The organism is [Clostridium] fimetarium (assembly GCF_900111235.1).
Classification (GTDB): Bacteria; Bacillota; Clostridia; order Lachnospirales; family Lachnospiraceae; genus Clostridium_N; species Clostridium_N fimetarium.
Genome location: NZ_FOJI01000011.1, coordinates 88,437 through 112,839, shown reverse-complemented (window position 1 = coordinate 112,839; position 24,403 = coordinate 88,437). Strand labels below are relative to the sequence as shown.

The following is a 24,403-nucleotide window of genomic DNA, read 5'->3' as shown; positions in this document are numbered from 1 at the left end:
TTTAATAACTTTTTTATAATTATTTTTTTATTTTTAGAAATGAAGAATATGAGGTATTTTTAGATCGTATTTTTTCTGGAAAGCTAAAAAAATCATTTGTTAATTTTACAATGCTCGAACTTAACGCAATCAAAGCAAGTAAATTGGGAATCGCCATTAATCCATTAAATAAATCTGCAAGTTCCCATACAATCTCAATGGTTGCGGTGCATCCTACAAAAACTAATATGACATACACGATGCGATAGACAATAATTGCCTTCTGTCCAGCGATATACTCAATTGCTTTTTCGGCATAATAGTACCATGCAATGATTGTAGCAAATGCAAATAGTACTAATCCCAGCGATACTATGTATTGCCCGCCATGAAAGGCATTTTCAAAAGCTGCTAGAGACATATGTGCACCATCCATATTTCCAGATGTCCATAATCCACTTGTCAGAATTACTAGTGCTGTAATTGTACACATTACGATTGTATCAAAAAACACTTCAAATGCACCCCAACAGCCTTGTCGGCAAGGATGGTCCGTATTTGCACTTGCATGTGCAATCGGGGCACTTCCTAAACCTGCTTCATTTGTAAAAACGCCTCTTGAAACTCCGATTCGGGCAGCGTAAAGCATCGTTGAACCGGCAAACCCACCAACTGCCGCCGAACTACTAAATGCTGCTGAAATTATCATTTCAAATGCTGCAGGAATTCTTTCTATATTGATGAACAAAACAATTATCGCTGACAATATATACATGACAGCCATAAATGGCACAAGTTTTTCTGCGATTAATGAGATCCGCTTAATCCCTCCAAGAATAACCAATGCCACCGTAATCGCCAAGATAATTCCTGTAATATAGGTGGGGATATCAAGTGCAGCTTTCAATCCGCCCGATAAGGAATTTGCCTGCACCATATTTCCAACGCCAAATGATGCCAGTACTGCAAACATACAAAATAAGTAAGCTGTTTTTTTCCAACCAAGCCCCTTGCTGATATAATACATCGGGCCTCCGACGTAATCTCCGTTTTTATTTTTCTCACGATATGCCACTGCAAGCGTTGTCTCGCAGTACTTCGTAACCATTCCTAAAATCGCAGCTACCCACATCCAAAATATAGCTCCAGGCCCTCCCACGCTAATTGCGACTGCAATTCCGACGATATTTCCTGTTCCAACCGTTGCCGCTAACGCTGTACATACCGCTTGAAATGGTGTAATTGTACCCGCTTGTGTATTTTGTTGCTTCTCAAATATTGTTTTTAGTGTATTTGTCATTACCGTACCAAATCGTGTAAATATAACCCCTTTGATTCGAATCGTTAGGAATATCCCCGTTCCTAGCATCAGCACTAGCATCGGCAATCCCCATACAATATTATTATTTAGCCAAATCACAAAATCCATCGTTAATAACACCCCTTCGAAATATTTATTTACATATCTTCATTTTTAGCCTTCCCTTTTCGAATAATAATATTATTATTTGTATATTACATTATCTTGGTATTCAATAATTTTTGTCGAAGTATCTCTAAGCTGTCTATCTCAAATGTTACATCTGCCTCTGCGTTTTGTGGAAGTTTCTGTGGATTATACCAGCAAGTATCGACCCCAGCGTTATTTCCGCCTTTGATGTCGGAAGTAAGGGAGTCCCCAATTATGATTGCTCTTGTCTTTTCAAAATTACGGATTCTACTAAAAACAATATCAAAATATTCCTTTGATGGCTTTTGATATCCAATTTCATCCGATATGAATATGTTTTTTACATATTTGGCTATTCCCGTTGACACTAATCTTTTCATTTGCGTATCCTTGACGCCATTCGTCACTATATATACACTATATTTTATAGAAAGATTTTTGATTAGTTCTAGTGCACCCTCTATTAGATACGCTTGCTCCGATAGTAAAAACTGATATCTGTCCTCAAATTCAACCGAATCAATCTTTATTTTTTCCTGCACAAATAAATCATCAAACCTTTTATAAATCAACTTCTCTCTGCTAATTAGTCCTAATTCATGCTGATCCCACAAATAATGATTGATTTTGGTATATGTACAATGCAGTTTCTCATTAAATTCTATTCCGTACTCTTCAAATACCTGCTGCAATGCAACTAGTTCACTTTTATCGAAATCTAACAGTGTTCTATCCGCATCGAACAACAAGAAATCATAATCCCAACTTTTATCTGTTTTATTCTTACTTGAATTTTGGTTATTCATAAACGTTGCTCCCATCAATTTGTCACCTCGTACACAAAACTATTCCCATTTTTCCCCACTCTTTTTACTACGCCGACATAGTACAAAATATTTAGTACCAATCTTGCTGTATCAACGCTTATTTTTGCTGCCTTTGCAAATTCTTTTGATGTAAACTGTTCTTCTATGTCATATGGAATAAACTGCATATAATCTTCTGGCTGTTCAATCATAACTTCTTGCTTGATTTCCAAAGGAATTCGATCAAACCTTGTGGAGCCTCTTTTTTTTGTAACATTCCAACCATTGAGCAGACGATATTCTTCCATATCCATAAGTACTAAATGCATTCTAAGATTTGGATTCTTTAAGAATTCCTTTATCTTATACAACTCAAAAAAAGCATCATAGGCACTCCATTTCTTCGGTGCTTTTCTTTTTTTTGTAGTCTCGCCTGTTTCATTGTCTATCCACAGTACCCATTTGTTATATGGCATTGGATACACAATTGTCACTGGATACAGATTTAGAAATGTAGAAAGTTTTGCACGCATTTTATTAAATTGGCGTGTCTGTATTTCAATAATCCCCTGCTCATTATATATATCTGCAACATATCCTTCAATTCTGACCTCATGATTATCTTCATTCGGTTCATAATAATTCTTCATGATCGCATGAACCGTTTTTTCAGATAATGTCCCAATTCCCTTATTATTGTGAAGTTTTCCAACAATCTTTTCCTTCGCAGTTTCAAATGCTTCTTTATCTATATATTCGTGAATGTACGGTGAATATTCACTATTTAATTTATCTGGTTTATTTTTCATTGTATTTGCCACCTGGTCCAAGTCAACTTTGTTAAATCGGGTATTTACAATCCGCTTAACTACTTGCTCATAATTTTATCATAATTCTATGCTTGTGGCTACAATTGGTATTATAATTGTATTTCGATTTTCGTTGTGTTAAAATAATCATAAATATATTCTAAAATTCCGAATGAGAACGAGGTACCTATGATATCTATTAGTTTGTGCATGATTATTAAAAATGAAGGAAAAGTTTTATCTCGATGTCTTGATTCGATAAAGGACCTTATGGATGAGATTATCATTATTGATACAGGTTCTACCGATAACACCAAGGCAATTGCTTCAAACTATACTGATAAGATATATGATTTTGAATGGATTGATGATTTTTCTGCTGCAAGAAATTATTCATTTTCAAAAGCCACAAAAGATTATATTTATGTAGCTGATGCAGATGAAGTAATAGATGCTATTAACCATAGACGTTTTCAACAACTAAAAGAACTAATACTTCCCGAAATAGACATTGTTCAAATGAAATATGTCACAAGTGCTGATTTCAACACTGTTTATAACTTCCAAAAAGAATATCGTCCAAAACTATTTAAAAGAGTTCGCTCATTTAAATGGATATCTCCTATCCACGAAACGGTTCAAATTGATCCAATTGTATATGATAGCGATATTGAAATACTCCATCTTCCACAAACGACGAACACAAAGCGAGATTTTTCCACATTTATAAAAGCCCTTAATAATGGTTATAAGCTTGAGAAATACGTATTAATCATGTTTTGCAAAGAATTATTCATTTCTGGTGAAAATGAAGATTTTATTGCAGTAAAGGATTTCTTTACTACTATTCTTCTAAATGAAAATCGTACAGAAGATGAGCGAAAAAATATTGCTTGTGTACTTGCTCGAGTATATAGACTCTATGGAAATTATAATGAATTTTTCAAGCTATGTTTAAAGGATATGGCAAATAACCCTTGCGCTGAAATATGCATGGAACTTGGAGAATATTTCTATTCACTTGGCGATTTTGAAGAAGCTGTTATTTGGTATATTAATGCTGCTAATGAAACTCCTAGCATTATAGATATTCATAGTTCTGGCGACCTGCCTCTCAGGCGTTTATCTGACTGTTTCAAAGAACTTGCAAAATTGGTATCAACACATAAAGATAATGAACTTTACGATATTTATACAAGCAATGGAAAAAAATACGAGAAAGCTGCTCGTGAATGGGAATTGCCAGTTGAATAAATAGACGCATTATAATAGATAAATAAAATAGAACAAGAAATAGGTGAGGATATATTATCCTCACCTATTTCTTATTTTAAAGCCAACTCAATTATAGATATTCAAACCATGCAAGATATTATCTACAGGAACAATTTTCCAACCTGATAGATTAATGTAGAAACAAAGTAAGCTACACCTAACTGAAAGCATACTGCAAATATTGTCCATTTCCATGAGTGGGTTTCTCTCTTAATTGTGGCAATTGTTGCTGCACATGGAACATACAATAAACAAAATACCATAAGTGAATATGCATTTAGCGCTCCAAATCCAGTTGCTGCAAGCCCTGCAGACATACCCGCCATTCCTGCTACTGAATTGATATTACCGATTCCATATAGGATTCCCATACTAGATACTACAATTTCCTTAGCTGCAATACCAGCAATTAATGCAACTACGATCTTCCATTGATTTAAGCCTGTTGGAGCAAATATCGGTGACAATGCTTTACCAATGGAAGCACCAAAACTCTGCGACATATCTGTAACCATTCCATGCGTTCCAAAATTCAAGATTACCCAAATTATGATGGAAGCAAAAAATATCGTTGTTCCTGCTTTCGATAAATAATCCTTCACTTTTCCCCATACATAAATTGCAATACTTCTAGCATTCGGCGCCTTATATTCAGGTAATTCGATTAATAATGAATGCAAGCTTTTTTTCTTATCAAATGTATTTAATATCAGAGCTACCATAACCGCTACCATAAGGCCAATCAAATACATTGAATAGGTTACAAGTAACGCATGTTTTGGGAAGAACATTTGTGAAAATATTACGTAAATTGGTAATTTCGCACTACAAGACATAAACGGAGTCACAAGTATCGTTTTCATTCTGTCTTTTGGATCTTCTAACGACCTAGATGCCATTATTGCAGGAACCGAGCATCCAAATCCAAGCATCATTGGAATAAATGCTCTTCCAGAGAGGCCTAATTTCCCCATAATCGAATCCATTACATATGCAACTCTCGACATATATCCACTGTCTTCTAGAAATGCAAGTGCCAAAAACAATATAAAAATATTCGGTAAAAATGTAAGTATTCCGCCTACTCCGGCAATAATTCCATCAACTACTAGTGAAATCAATACTTCGTTTGTACCAACGCTACCTAAAAAACCTCTCGTAGAACCACTAAACCATTTAAGAAAAATTTCGAAAACACCTTTTAAGCTATCTCCAATTGTAAATGTCAAGAAAAACACGAGTGCCATTATTGCTAGAAATATTGGTAATCCTAATATTCTGTTTGTAAATATAGCATCAATTATATCTGTCACATGCGCCTTTTTATCCTTGTTGACAAGGCACTCCTGTATCACTTCTTCAATAAAATCATATTTCTGATTAATTATATCAAGTTCATAGCTTCTTGATACAATGTCAGCTAATCCAATTGGGTATCTTTCTGTTATTTCATCATCCATTTCAAGCATCTTAATTGCATGCCAACGGAAATTTATCATATCTGGATACTTTACCTGCAGTCTTTCTGTAACAACATCAATCATATCTTCAATATCATCACTATATACCATAACACACTCATAGTGGTGATTATGCTTATGCTTGGTACTACTGCTTTCATCATGATGATGTTCAAGTTTTTCTAGTGAACTCTTATTTTTATGATGAGCAACTGCATGCATTAATACTTCCAGCCCAGTTTTCTTCCTCGCTGATACCGGAATCACTGGAATTCCAAGCATCTCTGGAAGTCTGTGAATGTCTATTTCCATTCCACGCTCTTCAACAATATCCATCATATTAAGTGCCAAAACCACTGGCTTTCCAAGTTCAATAAGCTGTAATGTAAGATAGAGATTACGTTCCAATGAAGAGGCATCAGCGACATCAATAATAACATCTACCTCATCTTCCAATATGTACTGTCTTGATAGTTTTTCCTCCATTGTATACGAAGTCAGACTATATATTCCTGGCAAATCCACTAGTTTGTATTCTTTATCTCTAAACTTATATGATCCTTCTTTTTTTTCTACGGTAACGCCTGGCCAGTTAGCAACCTTTAACTTAGCGCCTGTATAATCATTAAACAATGATGTTTTACCACAATTCGGATTACCAATAAATGCTACATTTATTATCTCATTACTACTGCTCATCTGTGCCACCTCCAATCAAAATTCCTTCGGCAACATTCTTCCCAATTGCAAAACGAGTACCTCTTACCTTAAATATCAAAGCACCATTTCGCTTTTTATTAAGTAATTCTACGGATGTACCCTGTGTAAGTCCAAGCATCTGTAGACGCCTCATAATACTAGATTCAAGCTGTATATCTTCAACAATATATGTATGCCCAATCAGTCCATTTGATAAATTCATTCGTACCTCCACAAGCTACAACGTGTTAGCCATTGCTAACTCTCTTCTTTTGATTATACTCGAATTTTGATGATTGTCAACTACTATTAGTATTTTAATCCTATAACTACTATTAATAATTTAATCCTATAACAATGTTAACAGCAGATTTGCCTTTTATTATTTCAATACTTGCTAAGACATTTTAAATATAGGATTGTCTTAGCAAAACAAAAATGCTCTATATCAGTACATTAATTTGTACTGACATAGGGCATCCTCTTTTAACTATTTGTCTTTTAACTATTTGTCTTCTAACTATTTGTCTTCTAAATCTTCAATATCAAGGAATTCAAAATCATCGTCATCATCATTCTTGGTAATGTCAATATCATCATCATCCTCCAATATATCCTTCATATCCGAAATATCATTATTTTGATCATTATCATCAAATAATTCTTCTGTATCAACCCTAAAGTCATCGTTTTCAAATACATTTTCCGTATCAAGGTCATCATCTTCAAATTCAATATTCATCGTAGCTGCAGCCTCCGCATCAGCGCCTATCTCCGAAGCAATCTCCGAATTATGATCCTCTTTATTTTCAGATTTATTAGCATTCGATTCATTAGAATTTGATTTATTTACATCTAAATCCTCGTCACTTGAATTATCGTTAATTGAGTCATCATGATGATCATCATCATCATCATCATTATTATGTAACTCGTTATATGTAATTGCGCTAAATATATCTTGACCATCTTCATCAGCGTCGTCATAATCATGATCTGAACGGTTTGATCTTAACTTAAATACTAGTACAATCATTATTATCAAAAATAGAATTGCTGCCAATGCTGATGAAGCTGCTATTATCTTCCAGAGATTTACATTGCCACCTTGTGCAGCGACATTTGAAGATGCTACAACAGCAGATGATAAATCCTCCCCATAATATTTTTGAACTGTTTGCTCTGTATAATCAAAGCGATACCATCCTGATGTTCCGGCTGAATCTACACCATAGAACAAACAATATTTAACATCTGAGCCATTAGGGATTAATATATCAACACTATTTCCATTAATTGTGAGTGTTGATTTCGTATAATTATTCGGTATTTCCATACTTGAAGTAATTGGAAGAATTGTATATGTTAGTGCTGGTTGTGTAATCGTGCTTAACAACGAAAATGTCTTAGATGCTGTGTCATACACATAGAAATTACCAGTACCACTTCCATCCGCTTTTTCAAGATACATGATTGTAAGGTTGTTAGCACCTTTTCCAGCTGTAACTGACTGACCATTAAAATCAAAGGCTGTTGCAGTGTATCCTGTTGGCAACGGATGATTTGTAAAATCACTGATAACGTTATAGCTTGCTCCATTTATTGTGGTAGTTATTGCTGCCACTACTGCTGGGGTTGTCTGTGCTTGGGTAGCTACTACGGCATTATCAACTGCTTGGGTTGGTGTCGCTCCAGCTACTTTATTTGTAGTAATTACATATGTTTTAGTTGAACCATTTTGCGCCTTAACAATAATTTTAGTTGTATTTGTACCAGGGTCCATTGTTTTTCCTGTGACGCTTACTTTTGCAGTTGAGTCTTCTGTTGGTGCACTGACAGTAAGTGCTGTGCAATCAGATCCTACAGTCGCTGTATAGGACGTTACATTAGGTGAAAACGCAGGTGATATAGTACCTGGACTGATCTGAAGTGAAGACAGGTTATTGTTAGATGAATAAGTGGTTCCTCCTGGTGCAGGTGCAGGTGTATCTGCTGAAGGGACGTTCACTGTTACTTTGCCTGTACTTGCGTTTATTGTCACGCGATCCTCCATCATAGATGTAATAATACTACTTGAAGTAATCGATATATTTGATGAACCTTTAGTCAACGCTTTAAATTTTAATGTAAACGAAGCAGTCTTTGCGTTCATATCTTCAAGTATTCGAATATTTCCATCTGCGTTAGAAGTATAGCCTGGTAATGCTTCCAAAATTTTAGAATCATATGAAATCCATAGATCACACATTATAATATTACTACCACCGCCTGATACATTTATTGTAACTGATACTTCCTCTCCAACCAGTGCTGTCCCAGAACCAACAATAACACTTGCAGATTCTGCCGCTTTTACGGGTATCGATATCATTCCAGTTGTTATAATCATTACCATTAATATAACGTAACTTGTTTTAAGTAATTTTTTCATCATATAGTCCTCTTTCTTATGTTACTGTACAATGCTTCTTCCACCCAATACAGCTCTTTTTATGTATGCTAAATCCATTGATGTTATAGAATCTCCCGCCCTATTCGCATCTCCTGCCAAAGCATAGGCACCTTCAAGCGCTCTACCACCTAATATGTGTCTCTTAACATATGCAAGATCCATACTCGTGACTTCACCATCTCCATTTACATCTCCATAGATTACAAATGTATAGTCATTAACCGTATTACCGCTTCCATTCGTAACAACCAGACGGTCACCCGTACAGATTTTTCCATTGTTATCACTGCCATCTGTTTTTACAATTTTACCAACATACGAGCCTGTGAAGCTGATTCCACTTAATATATCTGCCGCACTACTTCCAACTGTAACACCTGATATTGCATTCCCAGATTCATTTACTACATAGGAATTGGTATCTATTGATCCACTATCACCACCCGTATTTTGTGCGGCATCTCTTGCTACATTAATTGTATATGTTCTGATTTCGCCATTTTCTGCAGTTACAGTAACATTAATTGTATTTGTTCCAACATTCAAGGTATATGACTGAGCCCCACTAACCGAAGCCGATGGATCCTGTTGTTGTGCCGATAAAACAATTGAAGATACACCATTGCCCACACTAACATCATAACTAGTTCTGCTTGAATCAAACCCTGGTGTAAGCGTTCCATTATTTACACTTAATGAACTGAGGTAATTATTAGAATTCCCCCGCCTTACTACAGTAATTGTATATGTTTTGGTTGCTCCATTCTCAGCCGTAACGATAACATTAATCGTATTCGTTCCAACATCCAATGAATATGACTGAATTCCACTCACTGAAGCTGATGAAACTTTTGGCTCGGCTGACACGCTTATTTCTGATACACTATTATCAACGATAACATCATACTTTGTCGTTGTATAATCAAATGTTGGTGTAAGACTTGTATTACTTACACTAAGTGAATCCAGATCATTATTAGAACTTTTCGTACCTGTTGGTATCTCGCATATACCAATTGGCATATTCTGATATACCGGGATTGCAAATACAATCGGCGTAGAAGACTTCATGCTATCACTATAAGCTTTAGCCTCTATACTTGATTCACTTTTTGGAGCAAGTATATTTGTCATATACTGATGGGAGAATGATGTTACTAAGTCAAACTTCTGATAATACAAAGAATTCTGTCCTTTATTAATATATCCTGTACCAAGTTTAATCGCTCCACCAATAATAGATCTCATTCTTGAATTCCAAGGTCTTAAAGTTGCTTCATAATCTTCCCCGGTCGCATATCTTAAACCATTAATAATTGCTTCTAAATCACCAGATGCATAGGCATTCCAATTATAATAATTGTAGTATCCAGGATACTCAATTGTTTTACCAGATATACTATTACTTTGTCCATTACTTCCAATCTCTTGGATAATCCTTGTTGCAAGATGATATGGGCTAACGCCAGACATTTGGGCAGCCTTCATTAATCCAGTCGCATATGAATAATAATTAACTCCATTGAACTCTAACCCTGTGCCATCCCCAATACTTCCAACAGATTGCATAAACGTACCCGAAACAATTGAATTAATACCTGCTTCTGTCTGTAGAGAAGAATTATATCCGAGATTTTCAAACATGAATACATTCGTACTGTTTAGAAAATTCCTTGGATCTAGTGCATAGGAAACTAAAGCTTGAGACGCAGTAACCCAATAACCACTGTCAAATGAAATCCATGTCCCTGAATCATAATCATACGCTCCAGGAGCCATTGATTTCCAAGAATCAATTGATCCGCCAGATATTAGACTTTTACCTATTTTGCACTCTGCCGTAAGAACTGTATTCCAATCATAACTTACATGATCAGCCGTAAATACCCATTTAGGGTACTGCGCATGCATCTGTCGCAATCCAGCCTTATACGATTCAGGAAATCCTTGCCCATTCATATATGTTTCAAAATCAGTATCTTCCGTGTAAGTAACATTTATAGTTACAAATTCTGCTGCTATATAACCCTCTGTATATACTCCATTATTATCAAAGCCAATTCTATACCATGCATAAGTATCAGTTGGATTAACTGTATCGAGAATTGTAACCTGTTTCGGACTATTCAGTTGAGTTATTTTATTTGTCGAAGTACTAGTATCTGGAGCAGATCTAACGTTAACACCTGTTCCATTCACAGTCCCCGTCGTTGCCGCGTATGCCGTCATTGGCTTTATGTATGAAATATATGTGAATAAATATGTAATGCAGAAAATTGTCACGAGCAATACTGCTTTCGTTCTTCTATTATTAATGTACCTCATCTTCAATCACCTTTCATTAAATTTTGATATTCACCGTCTCTATCGTTCTGTTTATTATAGCCAAGAATTCGAGCTTCGTCAACAAAATATGCCCCTTTTTTTATCTATGGGAAAACTTAACAATACATAAAACCCTAAATTATCCCTTTTCCATTTAACCTATCACAAAGCAAAAGGAGGACCTCACCACATCCTCCTTTTGCTTATTATATTATATAATTTTTATCCCTTTACGCCACACACATAAGTTTTCTAATTTCAAAACTGAAAGTGCTTACAAGAATCAGCCCTCACAACCTACCCAGAACCTAAGATGATTCATTTGCTTTTGCCGCAAATCTTGACGAATATGATAAGTTACTTATGGATTCATTTTATGCGTTAAAGATACAAAGTTCTACTGTCTGACGAACGAAGTGAGGAGTTTAGAACTTTGTATCTTTGCTTTTAGCATAAAATGAATCCATTAGTAACTTACATATTCATCAATTGTAGGCAAAATCAAATGAATCCTCTTAGGTTCTTCATACCGTATATCTGATTTCACAAAGGTCTTTTAGTTTTTCCCAAACTCCGATAACTTCAATCCCTTATTACGATCAAGTACCATTCCAACGCTCCAACTATTAGAGAATATAAGGAGTGGATTTCCTTTTAGATCTTTTACTTTTTTCATATCTGAAGTTCCAACAATTTTACTAACATCGATTTCTTCTTTGTTATCAATCCAGCGAATGTGCTCATATGGCAATGTATCGAGACGGACATCAACGTTGTATTCATTTTCAAGTCTGTATTTTAATACTTCAAATTGTAGGACGCCAACTACACCAACAATGATTTCTTCCATTCCCGTATTAAATTCCTGGAATATCTGAATTGCACCTTCTTGGGCAATCTGACTGATTCCCTTCATAAACTGTTTCCGTTTCATTGTATCTAACTGCGTAACTCTTGCAAAATGCTCAGGTGCAAATGTAGGAATACCGTCAAATTCAAATTTATCACTAGAGGTACAGATTGTATCACCAATCGAGAAAATACCTGGATCAAATACACCAATAATATCGCCCGCATATGCTTCCTCTACTATGTGACGTTCCTCTGCCATCATCTGCTGTGGCTGAGAAAGTTTAAGTTTTCTACCGCCCTGAACATGATACACTTCCATTCCAGCTTCAAACTTACCTGAGCAGATACGCATAAATGCGATTCTATCTCGGTGCATTTTATTCATGTTGGCTTGGATTTTAAATACAAATGCAGTAAAATCCTCAGAAAATGGATCAATGACTCCCTTGCTTGAGTTTCTTGACAACGGTGATGATGTCATTTTGAGGAAATGCTTTAAAAAGGTTTCAATACCAAAGTTCGTAAGTGCCGATCCAAAAAATACTGGTGAAAGATTGCCCGCCTGTACTTCATTAATATCAAACTTATCACTTGCGCCATCTAATAGTTCAAGATCTTCCTTTAATTTATTATAGAAAGACTGTCCGATTTCAGTCTTAAGGCCTTCATTATCAATTGAAGTATTCTTAGTTGCAACTTCTTTCTGACCATTCATTGCTGCCGTAAATGAAAGCACACATTTGTCATTTCTATCATATACACCCTTAAATTCTCTTCCAGAGCCTATTGGCCAGTTAACTGGACATGTTCTAATTCCAAGTACTGTTTCAATTTCATCTAGAAGTTCGAATGGATCATTTGCCTCGCGGTCCATTTTATTTATAAATGTAAATATAGGAATATGTCTCATTACACATACTTTAAATAGCTTGATTGTCTGCTTTTCAACACCTTTGGATGCATCAATAACCATTACTGCTGAATCTGCTGCCATAAGCGTACGGTATGTATCTTCAGAGAAATCCTGATGTCCAGGTGTATCCAAGATATTGATGCAATATCCATCATAGTTAAATTGCAACACTGATGAAGTTACAGAAATACCTCTTTCTTTTTCAATTTCCATCCAGTCAGAAACTGCATGCTTAGCAGTCCTCTTACCCTTTACAGAACCTGCAAGATTAATTGCACCTCCATAGAGCAAAAACTTCTCAGTCAATGTTGTTTTACCAGCATCGGGATGAGATATGATTGCAAATGTTCTTCTTTTCTTAATTTCATTTATGTTATCAGACATATATTTCCTCCACTTTGTTGTATCTATATTTATTTTTAATATTTGTTTTTGCCTTCAAAGCTAATATGAACATACATAATTTCACTTGGACTTCCTATTCTAATTGGTACTGCCCAAGCTCCAACACCCGAACTTACGAGAGTCTGCAAATCTCCCGTCTTATATTTTCCATACCAAGGCACAGTCTCAAAGAAATCAAAAAGATACATTGGGAATATCTGACCAGCATGCGTGTGACCGGACAATTGCAAATCTGCACCCTCTGCCGCAACTCTTTTCATATCCTTATAAATTGGCTCATGATCAAGTAAAATCACTGGAAGCGTTTCCGTTTCTACGCCCTGCATTAACTTGGTTATGTCCACTCTTCCATTTGTTCTATCTTTTCTTCCTACAAGAATAAATTTATTATCAATCATAACGACTTTATCATCTATTACTTGAATGCCAGCATTTGCAAAATAACTTTCCTGCTTTGCATCATCATCCAAATAACATTCGTGATTACCAAGTACAAAATATACTCCATATTTTGCTGTAAGGCCTTTTAATATTTCACTAGCCTGTTCTTTTAATTGTTCTGTAGTACCATCATCAAAGAAATCACCGCCTAAGAATACCACATCTGGATTCACTGCATTAATTTTATCAACAATTATCTGTAGCTCTGCTGCTCCAACAGCACAACCCATATGGGCATCTGAAACAAACACAGCATTAAGACCATCTATTGTTGATTCCTTCTTATCAAGCGTTACATTATAATCAATGACTTTATAATTTTTTGCATTCACAAATCCGTAAACTGTAATGATTGAAGCTGTAATTACTGCAATCATACCACACCGGTACACAAAATTACCAATCAATCTTGAAGCATTGTGAAACGGAATTACTTTGGCTAATTGTCTAAAGATATCTCTTATTATAAACATAATGATTGAATATAAGCTAAAGCTTGCCGTAAATCCTGCAATATACTCAATTATGATTGAAGCTCTTCCATTGTGCCTACCCGTAAAAAATAATAGGAAATTCAAAATTAGTACAAATGTAAAAAAGCACTGAAATACCCAGAAAACTATAATTAATAGTTTGCTATTTTCTTCCTTAATAAGCTTGTTGTAATTAAGTCCAACATAAAAATTAGCAAGCATTAGTGACGTTACAATTAATATTATTACAAATGCTGACATATGCATACGTTATATTTTCTTCCTTTCGTAAAACTATCGCTTGTGGACAGTTAATCAATATAATTACTCTCAATGAGAATAACCTATTTATTATACTTATTTTTGGCAGAAAATGCAATAATAAAGGAGCAGAATTTTCTGCCCCCCTAATGAATTACCTAATATACTTTACTTATTTATAGTTATTACTCTTTTACTGCGCTTATTTGTGTGTTTTCACTCGCTTGTCCGTCTGCATTTGTTTGTTCATTTTCGCCTGTTTGTTCGTTTACGATAGTTTGTTCTGCTGCCTTTTTTGTTCTGTCTGCTAATTCTGTATTCATTTCTGCTTGCGTAATCGTTCCAGCCGTTACCATCTTTGTTAATTCAGCTGCCGTGTATTGGGAAAGATTTTGTGTTTCACTCGAATCACCCGATACCACTGAAGCAGCAGCTTGTTGTACAGCTGATTTTGATTGTGTAACTCCTTTTTTGCTTAACTCCAAAATATCACCTTGTGATGACTCTGATACTGTCTGATCTATCGTACTTGTTCCACCTATTGTAGGTGGCGCTACCACTGCTTGGGCATTTTTTTGTTGTGCACTTTTTTGAACTGCATTTGCTGTAGATGTCGATACATTTAATGTTGAACTATTATTCATACTTATTGATTCAATCATAATGTTCCTTCTTCCTCTTTGCGTAAAATTTGTTTTAATATAAATATATCTTAACACTTTTACCTCAAAAAAGAATACAGTTCACCTTATATACACATAAAGTTCATGATTTACATTTATTTTGTTTTTCTCTTTTTCGCCTTGAAATCAAACCACCTATTTTTCCGGTTTCCTTAGCTGACAACGTCTTCCATCCATTTTCCAAAGCTTTGTCCAATACACCTAATTCTTCTGCGACTTCATATTTAAGAATGTCTTTTTCCTCAATTTCAACTTCTATTCCATTATGATTATATAACACCTTTGGAACACTATTTTTCTTAGTCATAAAAATATCACCTCTAAAATCTTCTGCAATTTCGCATATTTATTTAGTAAGTATTTCCATACTAGGAAGTTTTATTCCAAATTCATTAAAGTATCCAAATCTCTTCATTTCTTTCAAAAGAATATATGATTTTTTGACTAACCATCTTTCCAGTAAGCTGTTCTAGTGCATCGCTGTAATAGTCTAATTGCACTTTATATCTATCAATAAGCATCTGTTTACCTGTTTCACCACTTGGAACATGATCCGTCTTATAATCTAATATTACTATTTTTCCATCTTCCTCGAAATACAAATCAATCACTCCTTGAATGAGGATTAATTCATCTTTTTCAGGTTCAATTCCATATACAAACTGTTGCTCGCGTCTAAGTGTATTTCCATATTCAGATTGAATTCTTTTTCCTATGGCACTATTACAAAATGCAAATATTTTAAGAGGATCTATTACATCAAACTGCTCTTGCGTAATCTTTTGTGAGTCCTTTAATAATTTTAGACACTGAGTTACTTTTTCAGCAGAATCACTATAATCATAATCGAAACACTCCATCACTCTATGATATGCCGTACCTCTTTGCGCCCCTTGCAGTTTTTGTTCACCCGCAATGAACTTCGGTATAATTGCTGCTTCCTCATTTAATTCATTAAAATCAGACTCCTGCGCAATCTCTTCCGTCTCCTCCGTTTGATACTGCATTTTCTTTAATTCCGAGACTGTCATCTTACCTTTCATATTCGTTGCATTTTTATAAGGGTAAATGTATTCTTTTTTCAAGTCTGGATGTTCAAGGTCTTCACTAGAGGCTGGTTTTTTATTGTCTATAATGGAATTGTCTAAGTTCGTGCTATCTGAGTGTTCGTAATTAGGTTCATCAGTATTATACTCCTTCTCCTGTCGTAAAACTTCTTCCGCACTTATCAATTTTACATCAAACTCCCCTAGATTTCCGACTTTTTTCATTGCAGTTGGCACTACTAATTCAAAGTAGTTATTGCTCTTCTCCAAATCAGAAAATGAATATGTCATATTATCTTCATCTAGTGCTGCTGCTTTATTCGCCCATACATCATATGTTTTTTCGGGATTTTTGACTGTACCAATCATAATTAGTTTTTCTTTTGCACGTGTTAAAGCTACGTATAGGACTCTTAATTCTTCATACATATTATCGAGTCTAACCTTAAGTCCTATGGCATTTTTAATTACGGTTGGAGACTTTGTTCTCTTTTCGAGATTAACCGCAGATGCGCCAACGCCCAATTCTGAGTCAATCACAACACTTGCAGATGCATCTCTATTATTAAAAGATTTACTCATTCCTGCAAGAATAACGATTGGAAATTCAAGACCTTTGCTCTTATGAATACTCAGTATTCTCACAAGGTTTTCATTTTCGCCAAGCAATGTCGCCTCACCATAATCCACATCATATTTTTTTAGCTTATCAATATATCTTAAGAAATTGAATAACCCACGATAACTAGTACTTTCATATGATTTTGCCTTCTGTATAAGCATATCAAGATTAGCCTGCCTCTTAATTCCTGCCGGCATTGTTCCAATATAATCGTAATACCCTGTATCGTATACAAGCTGCCATATTAGGTCATGAATATCAGTATAAATGCATATTGTGCGGTATTTATCAAGGTTATTTAAAAATTGTTCAATTTTTCCTATGATTATCAAATCCGCACCTTGATATCCAATAACGGATTGATATAATTTTACATCTTTACTTTCTTTTCTGATTTCAGCCAATTCCTGTGATGTGAAATTGCCAAAATATGAGGTCAACACGGCTGCTAAAGGTATATCTTGAATCGGATTGTCGATTACTGCTAGAAAACAGAGTAATAACTTGATTTCCCTCGTGTTAAAGTAACCACTTGCGGTATCCGAATATGCTGGAATTCCGCTGTTCATCAACACATTAACAAATGTATCTGCCCATCCCCTAACGGTTCTTGTTAAAATTATAATATCCTTGTACTGCGCTTGTCTGTAAGCGTTTATCTTGGAATCATATACTTTTTGCCCACTATCGGGATTGATAAGTTGTTTGATTCTAACTGCAATCTCTTTTGCTTCAAGTTCACGATCAATTATTTCCTGCTCATCTTCGTCTGTATCGTTTAATTTTTGTACCTTGTCTTCTGTCTGAACTTGATTTTCACTAGGTTTTGTATTCACGATAATCACTTCTGTAGCACCACCAATACGCTCTATATCTGCATTATCTGGCGCTCGATATTCCATTCCCGTATTGAGCATTACATTTTCGTCGTACTCAATACCTCCAAAATATTCTTTCATGACATGAAAAAACACATCATTTATACTCATCAATACATTATTACGGCTTCTGAAATTTTTCCTTAGCTCGATTTTTTGATTGAGGCTGTCCTCTTCTGAGTACTTGTTATACTTTTCAATGAAAAGTTCTGGCCTTGCAAGCCTGAATTTGTATATGCTTTGTTTCACATCTCCAACCATGAACATATTATTATTTTTTGCATCTGTTCTACCTTTGGAAATGCTATATAAAATCTGCTCTTGCAGTAAGTTGCTATCTTGGTATTCATCAATTAAAATTTCTTCATAAAATGCACTGAGGCGGTTCGCTACATCTGAATATATAAGTTTATCATTTTCACTTTTCACTAGTATATCAAGTGCAAGATGTTCCATATCGTTAAAATCGATGATATTCTTATCCTTTTTTGCAGCTTTCATATCTTCATAGAATCTAATTGCAAGTTCAATAAGGACATTAATTGAAGATATATTTATCTGTACATCCTCGAAATTCTGCTCCATTGACTGCTTAAAAATCTTCTTTTGCAAATCTCCAATAATCTTTTTGTATTGGTCTCTGTAAAACTTCACATATTCTTTCTTCTCGGGATCGACTTCGGTACCTTTTTTGCCAGACATCCTTTCAAATGTTACATTTTTAATCAATGTGCCTAGTTCTTCAAATGTCTGTGCTTCTAGTATGTTTTTAATATTTGCTTGATCTGAGGCAATCATCGGTTCATACATGTCCGGGCCGCCGGCTTCTTTGCAAATAACTGCTAATTTTGAATATTTTTTATCATAATCCACAATTATTTTCTTCACATAGTCAGTCATATATGCAACTGCTATATTGTCATTGAGCATTGTTTCATTACTGATTTCATATGATTTTCTACAGTTTTCAAGCCACATAAGTGGCCATGGATAACTTCTAGAAAAGTTATATACTTTATAGATTAGCTCTTCTATCGCCACATCACTTTTTCCTACACCGTATGAATCCACAAAGTCAAAGAAATCTCTTCTGTCACTTACATAGTATTCTTCGATTATTTTTTCCATCACATCTGCTTCTAGGAGTTTCAGTTCCCCTTCGTCTGCCGTTCGAAATCCTGGATCTATATCTGCGCTCGAAAAATTATTTCTAACGATATTAAGGCAAAAGCTGTCTATCGTAGTTATCTGAGCATTATGTATTAACGTCAATTGTTTTTGAAGCTTTTCATTCTCAGGATTTAATTCCAGCCGTTCCTCAATTGCTTCGCTAATACGTTGGCGCATTTCACCCGCGGCTGCCTTAGTAAATGTAACAACTACCAGCTTATCAATGTCTATATTCTTATCTGGATCAGTCACCATTTTAATAATACGCTCCACTAAAACTGCGGTTTTACCAGAACCGGCGGCTGCTGAGACCAGAATGTTTCTATTATGTAATTCTATTACTTTCTTCTGCTCGTCTGTCCAATTTCTAGCCATTCTAGTCTTTTCCTTTCAGCGTATTGCTATTTTTTCCATTGCCATTTATATCATTGCTATTAACATCATTACTATTTACACCATTACTATTTACACCATTACTATTAACACCATTACTATTAACACCATTACTATTTTTATCTTTATCATATATCCTTGTCCACAATGTCTCATCATCAAATTGCTTCAATTTTCTATACTCCATACCTGGCAGATCTTCATAAAAGCCACATACGGCATTATACCCACAATAGGTACATGAACAAGACTTCTTATCCTTGTATGGATTAATTGAAATATCTCCTTTTACAATATCTGTAGACATCTCTTTCATCTTCTCATAAACAAATCCATCAAGCACCCTAAACTGCTGGCTTGAAATAGTATTTCTAGTACTTGCAATTTCTCCGTCTTTGCTGTATTTTACAGGAATAACCTTGGACTTTCCTGTCTCGAGTATATTATCAAACTTCTTTACCACATTTTTATCACTATTAATCAGACCTTTTGTACATAATTGTTCAAGAATTCTTGTTTGAGTTGATTCCTGATCTTCATTTTCTTTTTCTACAATTGGATCATCAATATTATAGTATAAAACACCTGCTGGAATAATGTTCTTGCCTATATGACTTTTTGCTTCAAGTTCAACTGCTGCCTTCATATATGCCATAAGCTGAAGTTTCAAGCCATGATATGTCTTTAATAGTTCAAAATCGGAATGTCCTGATTTGTAATCCACAACTTTCACATAGACATTATCTTCATCTTCACAGATATCAATCCGATCAATTTTTCCATGAAGAATCATTCTTGCATTGTTTGGAAGATCTTCGGCCTCGAGTTCAAAGGGCACTTCAAAAGCCTCAGGTTCAAATTCCCCGTGCTCTAGCTGTTTTCCCAATGCCCATACTGTCCTGTCTGCAATATCAGTAAGTCTATTCACTATATATTCATTTCGCTTACTGTCTTGCATAATTGTGTTTCCATAATCATTTGTGACCTCAGCCACACAATCTGTAACCAACTTCTTACGTTCATTTTCAGTTAACTTAGCAAAGTTGCTATGATTTACCTTTAATGTTGTAGATATTTTTTCAAGCACACTATGCAAAATTGTTCCCACGTCGCGTACAGCCAATTGATATTCTTCACGCTCCACTAGCGACAAACCATAATTCAGGAAATGTGCATACTGGCAAGCCGCAAAATTTTCTATTCTCGTGACACTTCCATATATATCTTTTCCATAAAGTGAAAGGGCGGTTGCCTCACTCAACGATTGGATGCAATTTTCCTCACTCCATACCAGCTCTGACTTTGGTATCGAAACATATCTAAAAGATGCATTCGCACCTTTAGAATCAATCATCCTCACAAATGGGAACATTTTTTTAATGGTATGAACCAAATAGGATGGTCTAATCCCCTTTCCATTCATATCATTCTTTGAATATGAAATATATAATTTTTGGCTCGGCTTCGTCATATTAAGATACAGATAGAACTTCTGAATAAAAGCTTTTTCTCTGGCAGAAGGTGCTAGTTTAACCTTTTGCTCTTCTAAACTCTCTCTGTCAAATTCTGATAATATTCCGTGGTTTTCACTTTTTTTTGGAACAACCCCGTCATTTACACCTACAAAAAACAGGACTTTTATATTCTCAAGTCTTGTTCTTTCAATATCTCCAACTACAACGCTGTCAGCTGATGGTGGAATAAGTCCAATTTTAATATCTTCAAAGCCTGCATCTAATATCTGAGCAAATTCCTTAATAGGCATATTTTCTTCACCAAGAAGTTCAACCATCTTATCTAATAGATCCATAACTTTCTTGTATATCTGCTTAAACTCACCACTTCTACTCTTATCTCCAGATTTTTCAAATATATCACAATACACGTTCAACTTACTTTGTATATTCATTGATACCACGAATTCATAAAGCGCCAAAACATATGCACTTACATGGGCTTCTTTATCCTTGAGCTTTTCATTTAATGCTTGAAGTGAAGCTACTACTCTTTTTCTGATTAAATTAATCTTTTCTAAATCAGCTTTCTCACCTCTTGAATTTCTGAAATTTCGAACCCACTTTTCTCTCCATTTTTTGGCACCTCGAATTCCCATTGCAAGGCAATAATTTTCAAGCTCATCTATTTCTTCTGTGTCAATATCGGTAAATCCTGTTTTAAGATATCTAAATACACCATCATAAGAATAACCTTTTTCTATTGTTTCAAGTGCACTCCTTAGGAATTCAACAAATGGGTTTCCCATGATTGAACGCTTATTATCTATAAAACTTGAAATATTATTTTGGCTGAAAATATTTGCTGCTATATCACCATAAGTTTCCATATCCGCTGTAACTACCGCTATATCTCTATATCGATAGCCATTTTCAGCTGTAATACGCATGATTTCTCCTGCTATAAAACTGATTTCCTCTTTCGGATTAGTCCCCTCAAAAATCAGTAAGGATTCAGGAACTTTATCATATCTTTTACTATTAAATCGAAATAGGTTCTTTTCAAGGAAGGATAGATCAGGTGAATTTTTTAATCGATAGCAGTCACTATCGTTTAATATGATATGATTTTCTATTTTAACTTGTTGGTTTTCGGATATTTCTATCAACTTTGCAATGGTTTCTTTGCTTAGGAAGAAAATATTTTGCATACCGTTATGAACATTTATTTTTTCATTTCCATCGATAGTGACCGTAATACATACTTTCTTGGCATTCTTAAGTAATATTCCAAGTAACTTATATTGGATTGGCGTAAAGCCGGTAAAACCATCAATTGCAATCACACTATTCTTTATCATTTGAGAATCTTCAATAACACCACAAAGTAAATCCAGAATTTCCTCAGCTGTTATGTATTTTTCATCAATATACTTTTTAAATGCTGAGTATATCAACTGAACATCAGATAATTTACCATTCAAGAGCGGATTATCTGATATTCCTTTTGTTAGCTCTTTTACTTGCTCTGGTGTTATTGCATATTGCAATAGTTCCGAAATGATTGACTTCATCTCGGAAACGAACCCTATTTTATTTATGTTATTTGCAAATATTTTCAAATCCTTTTTATTTGACTCCAACACCTTTCGAACGATAAGGTTTTTGCCAGTATCATCAAGAACTTTCGCATCCCCACCACCTATTTCTGAAAATACCCGAAAAGCAAGTCTTTGGAAACTTACAATATCAATATTCATAATTCCACGGCGTGGGTGCATGGAAACTAATTTTTTTTGTGTCTCCATCGTATATTGTTCTGGCACAATAACCAAAAAATTATCCTGTGGATTTTCTATTGAATCTTGAATCATTCGACTATATAAATTATACGACTTCCCTGAACCGGAGCCCCCTAAAATCAGCTGTAATGACATAAATTTAACTCCTATCTGTCTAATTAAAATTATTATATCATTTTTTCTTTTATATACCTATCATATTTTGGGATTTTTATAATATTATATAATAATCGAATTAAGAGGTTTTGCTTATGAATTCACAGACGCGAATCATTGTAATAAAGCTAAAAGATCTAGTATATAAGGTGCTTCTCGTAATACTTGCCATCGTACTCATACTATTTCTAATAATTTCCTTTTCAAACAAATCCACCGAGACGAGCGCACCCGTTTCTAACTCAAAATACACTGCTGGAGTCTATTCTTCTCACGTGACACTTAACGGGAATCCAATAGACATTCAAATTACTGTTGATAAAGATAATATTAATAATATCAAAATGGTCAATGTATCTGAATCCGTATCAACCATGTACCCACTCATTCAATCATCCTTTGATGAAATTGCTGCGAAAGTTTGCGAAACTGGCTCAACTAAAAACATTACATATTCTGCTGAAAACAAATATACATCGACTATATTGTTAAAAGCAATTGAATCAGCATTAGCGAAATGCACAATTAATTAATTAAAAATCCCATTCATATAACATTTAGGAATTGTTATATGAATGGGGTTTTTAAATTTGAAGGAATATTGAAAAATTTTATCATATAATCCTTTTTTATTTTTATACAGTGATATACGTGTTATATCTGAATTTTCGAAGTCTATCTTCCATCTTGATTGCATTTGCAAGGAATCTAAATGCTCCTACTTGAACTTTATAGATTCCATCGTCATAGACTATAAATGCAGGAAATCCTTCAATTAATAACGCATTTAACATTCTATCAGCTGATTCTTTATTTCTATATGCACCAACTTGAACACGATATAATTTTTCCCCAAGGTCACCATCATTACGATCATCGAATTTCCAAGGCTTATTCTCGCGGTCATTCATGTCGCGGCTATCCATATCACGGTCATTCATATCTCGACCATTCATATCTCGATCATTCATATCTCGATCATTCATATCATCTTGTCTATCTTGATTACCGTTTTCGCCATAACTAATCGTTGTTTGGCTCTTAGGATTAATTGTCTTCAAAACTCCATCTGCAATTGCCTTTGCAATTGCATCAAAGTTATTGTCGAAAAGTTCATTGTCGTTTTTATTATTAATAAATCCAACTTCTGCAAGAACTGATGGCATCTTTGTACGCTTGAGGACAACCAAATTAGGTCGCTCATCAACACCAAGGTCCTTGAATCCAACTTTTTCAAGCTCTGAATTAATGTTTCTTGCCATCTTTGCTTTTATTCCACTATCATCATAGACTAATGATTGAGCACCAGTATATTGATCTGGTATATCTGAAGAATTTCTATGAATTGATAGAAAATAATCTGCTCCTGAGTTGTTTGCATCTGTGGCTTTTTTAAATGGTGTTTCATATTCATCGGTTGTTCTAATATAGTATACATCTACCCCACTTTTCTCAAGTTCTTTACCAACAGCATTTGCTAACTTTAGTGTATCATCTTTTTCTTTTCTACCGCCGAATACAGCACCACTATCACTTCCACCGTGCCCCGCGTCAATCGCTACTTTATATTGTGCCAATTTAACTCCTATCTATCTGACT

At 34.8% G+C, this 24,403-nt stretch carries 16 protein-coding genes; 2 read left to right on the top strand and 14 right to left on the bottom strand.

The genetic code is table 11. The features are described from left to right. Positions 1–19 precede the first annotated feature (19 nt). The 3 genes from BMY18_RS14090 to BMY18_RS14080 all read right to left on the bottom strand — a co-directional run bounded on the left by BMY18_RS14090 (position 20) and on the right by BMY18_RS14080 (position 3,044). Positions 20–1,408, bottom strand: a complete 1,389-nt coding sequence (locus BMY18_RS14090; protein ID WP_092455144.1) for an alanine/glycine:cation symporter family protein — start codon at positions 1,406–1,408, stop codon at positions 20–22. 86 nt (positions 1,409–1,494) lie between these two features. Beyond that, complete coding sequence (locus BMY18_RS14085) at positions 1,495–2,235, bottom strand: YjjG family noncanonical pyrimidine nucleotidase (RefSeq protein WP_170841416.1); 741 nt, start codon at positions 2,233–2,235, stop codon at positions 1,495–1,497. Positions 2,236–2,249: 14 nt separating this feature from the next. Further along, the gene (locus tag BMY18_RS14080; protein WP_092455140.1) at positions 2,250–3,044 is read right to left on the bottom strand and encodes a DUF8091 domain-containing protein; all 795 of its coding nucleotides are present in this window, start codon (positions 3,042–3,044) and stop codon (positions 2,250–2,252) included. 189 nt (positions 3,045–3,233) lie between these two features. On the opposite strand from BMY18_RS14080, the gene BMY18_RS14075 reads away from it, so the two are divergent. Next, the gene (locus tag BMY18_RS14075) at positions 3,234–4,298 is read left to right on the top strand and encodes a tetratricopeptide repeat-containing glycosyltransferase family 2 protein (protein WP_092455138.1); all 1,065 of its coding nucleotides are present in this window, start codon (positions 3,234–3,236) and stop codon (positions 4,296–4,298) included. A 122-nt stretch (positions 4,299–4,420) separates the two neighbouring features. On the opposite strand, the gene feoB is transcribed toward BMY18_RS14075, so the two are convergent. The 10 genes from feoB to BMY18_RS14025 form a co-directional block, all read right to left on the bottom strand. Then, on the bottom strand, positions 4,421–6,478 hold the full coding sequence (feoB, locus tag BMY18_RS14070; RefSeq protein ID WP_092455136.1) for a ferrous iron transport protein B: 2,058 nt from the start codon (positions 6,476–6,478) through the stop codon (positions 4,421–4,423). Further along, positions 6,468–6,701, bottom strand: coding sequence for a FeoA family protein (locus BMY18_RS14065; protein ID WP_092455134.1), 234 nt, complete (start codon positions 6,699–6,701; stop codon positions 6,468–6,470). The genes feoB and BMY18_RS14065 overlap by 11 nt, the downstream gene beginning before the upstream one ends. A gap of 297 nt (positions 6,702–6,998) precedes the next feature. Beyond that, complete coding sequence (locus tag BMY18_RS14060; protein ID WP_092455132.1) at positions 6,999–8,912, bottom strand: cadherin-like beta sandwich domain-containing protein; 1,914 nt, start codon at positions 8,910–8,912, stop codon at positions 6,999–7,001. An 18-nt stretch (positions 8,913–8,930) separates the two neighbouring features. Then, positions 8,931–11,255 (bottom strand): cadherin-like beta sandwich domain-containing protein, encoded by a 2,325-nt coding sequence (locus BMY18_RS14055; protein WP_092455130.1) that lies wholly within the window; start codon positions 11,253–11,255, stop codon positions 8,931–8,933. Between the two features lie 556 nt (positions 11,256–11,811). Next, positions 11,812–13,404, bottom strand: a complete 1,593-nt coding sequence (locus BMY18_RS14050; protein WP_092455128.1) for a peptide chain release factor 3 — start codon at positions 13,402–13,404, stop codon at positions 11,812–11,814. A gap of 35 nt (positions 13,405–13,439) precedes the next feature. Next, the gene (locus BMY18_RS14045) at positions 13,440–14,606 is read right to left on the bottom strand and encodes a metallophosphoesterase (RefSeq protein ID WP_092455126.1); all 1,167 of its coding nucleotides are present in this window, start codon (positions 14,604–14,606) and stop codon (positions 13,440–13,442) included. Between the two features lie 179 nt (positions 14,607–14,785). Next, complete coding sequence (locus BMY18_RS14040; RefSeq protein WP_092455124.1) at positions 14,786–15,262, bottom strand: hypothetical protein; 477 nt, start codon at positions 15,260–15,262, stop codon at positions 14,786–14,788. A gap of 103 nt (positions 15,263–15,365) precedes the next feature. Further along, a complete protein-coding gene (locus BMY18_RS14035) occupies positions 15,366–15,590 on the bottom strand; it encodes an alpha/beta-type small acid-soluble spore protein (protein ID WP_092455122.1) in 225 nt (74 codons plus the stop codon). An 85-nt stretch (positions 15,591–15,675) separates the two neighbouring features. Next, a complete protein-coding gene (gene addA, locus BMY18_RS14030) occupies positions 15,676–19,374 on the bottom strand; it encodes a helicase-exonuclease AddAB subunit AddA (RefSeq protein WP_092455120.1) in 3,699 nt (1,232 codons plus the stop codon). Position 19,375: 1 nt separating this feature from the next. Continuing rightward, complete coding sequence (locus BMY18_RS14025; RefSeq protein ID WP_092455118.1) at positions 19,376–22,783, bottom strand: PD-(D/E)XK nuclease family protein; 3,408 nt, start codon at positions 22,781–22,783, stop codon at positions 19,376–19,378. 116 nt (positions 22,784–22,899) lie between these two features. Here BMY18_RS14025 and BMY18_RS14020 point away from each other — a divergent pair, with 116 nt between their 5' ends. Beyond that, positions 22,900–23,337 carry a hypothetical protein gene (locus BMY18_RS14020; RefSeq protein WP_092455116.1) on the top strand — a complete coding sequence of 146 codons (438 nt, stop codon included), beginning with the start codon at positions 22,900–22,902 and terminating at the stop codon, positions 23,335–23,337. A 102-nt stretch (positions 23,338–23,439) separates the two neighbouring features. On the opposite strand, the gene BMY18_RS14015 is transcribed toward BMY18_RS14020, so the two are convergent. Beyond that, positions 23,440–24,381 (bottom strand): N-acetylmuramoyl-L-alanine amidase, encoded by a 942-nt coding sequence (locus BMY18_RS14015; RefSeq protein ID WP_242941047.1) that lies wholly within the window; start codon positions 24,379–24,381, stop codon positions 23,440–23,442. Between the last annotated feature and the right edge of the window lie 22 nt (positions 24,382–24,403).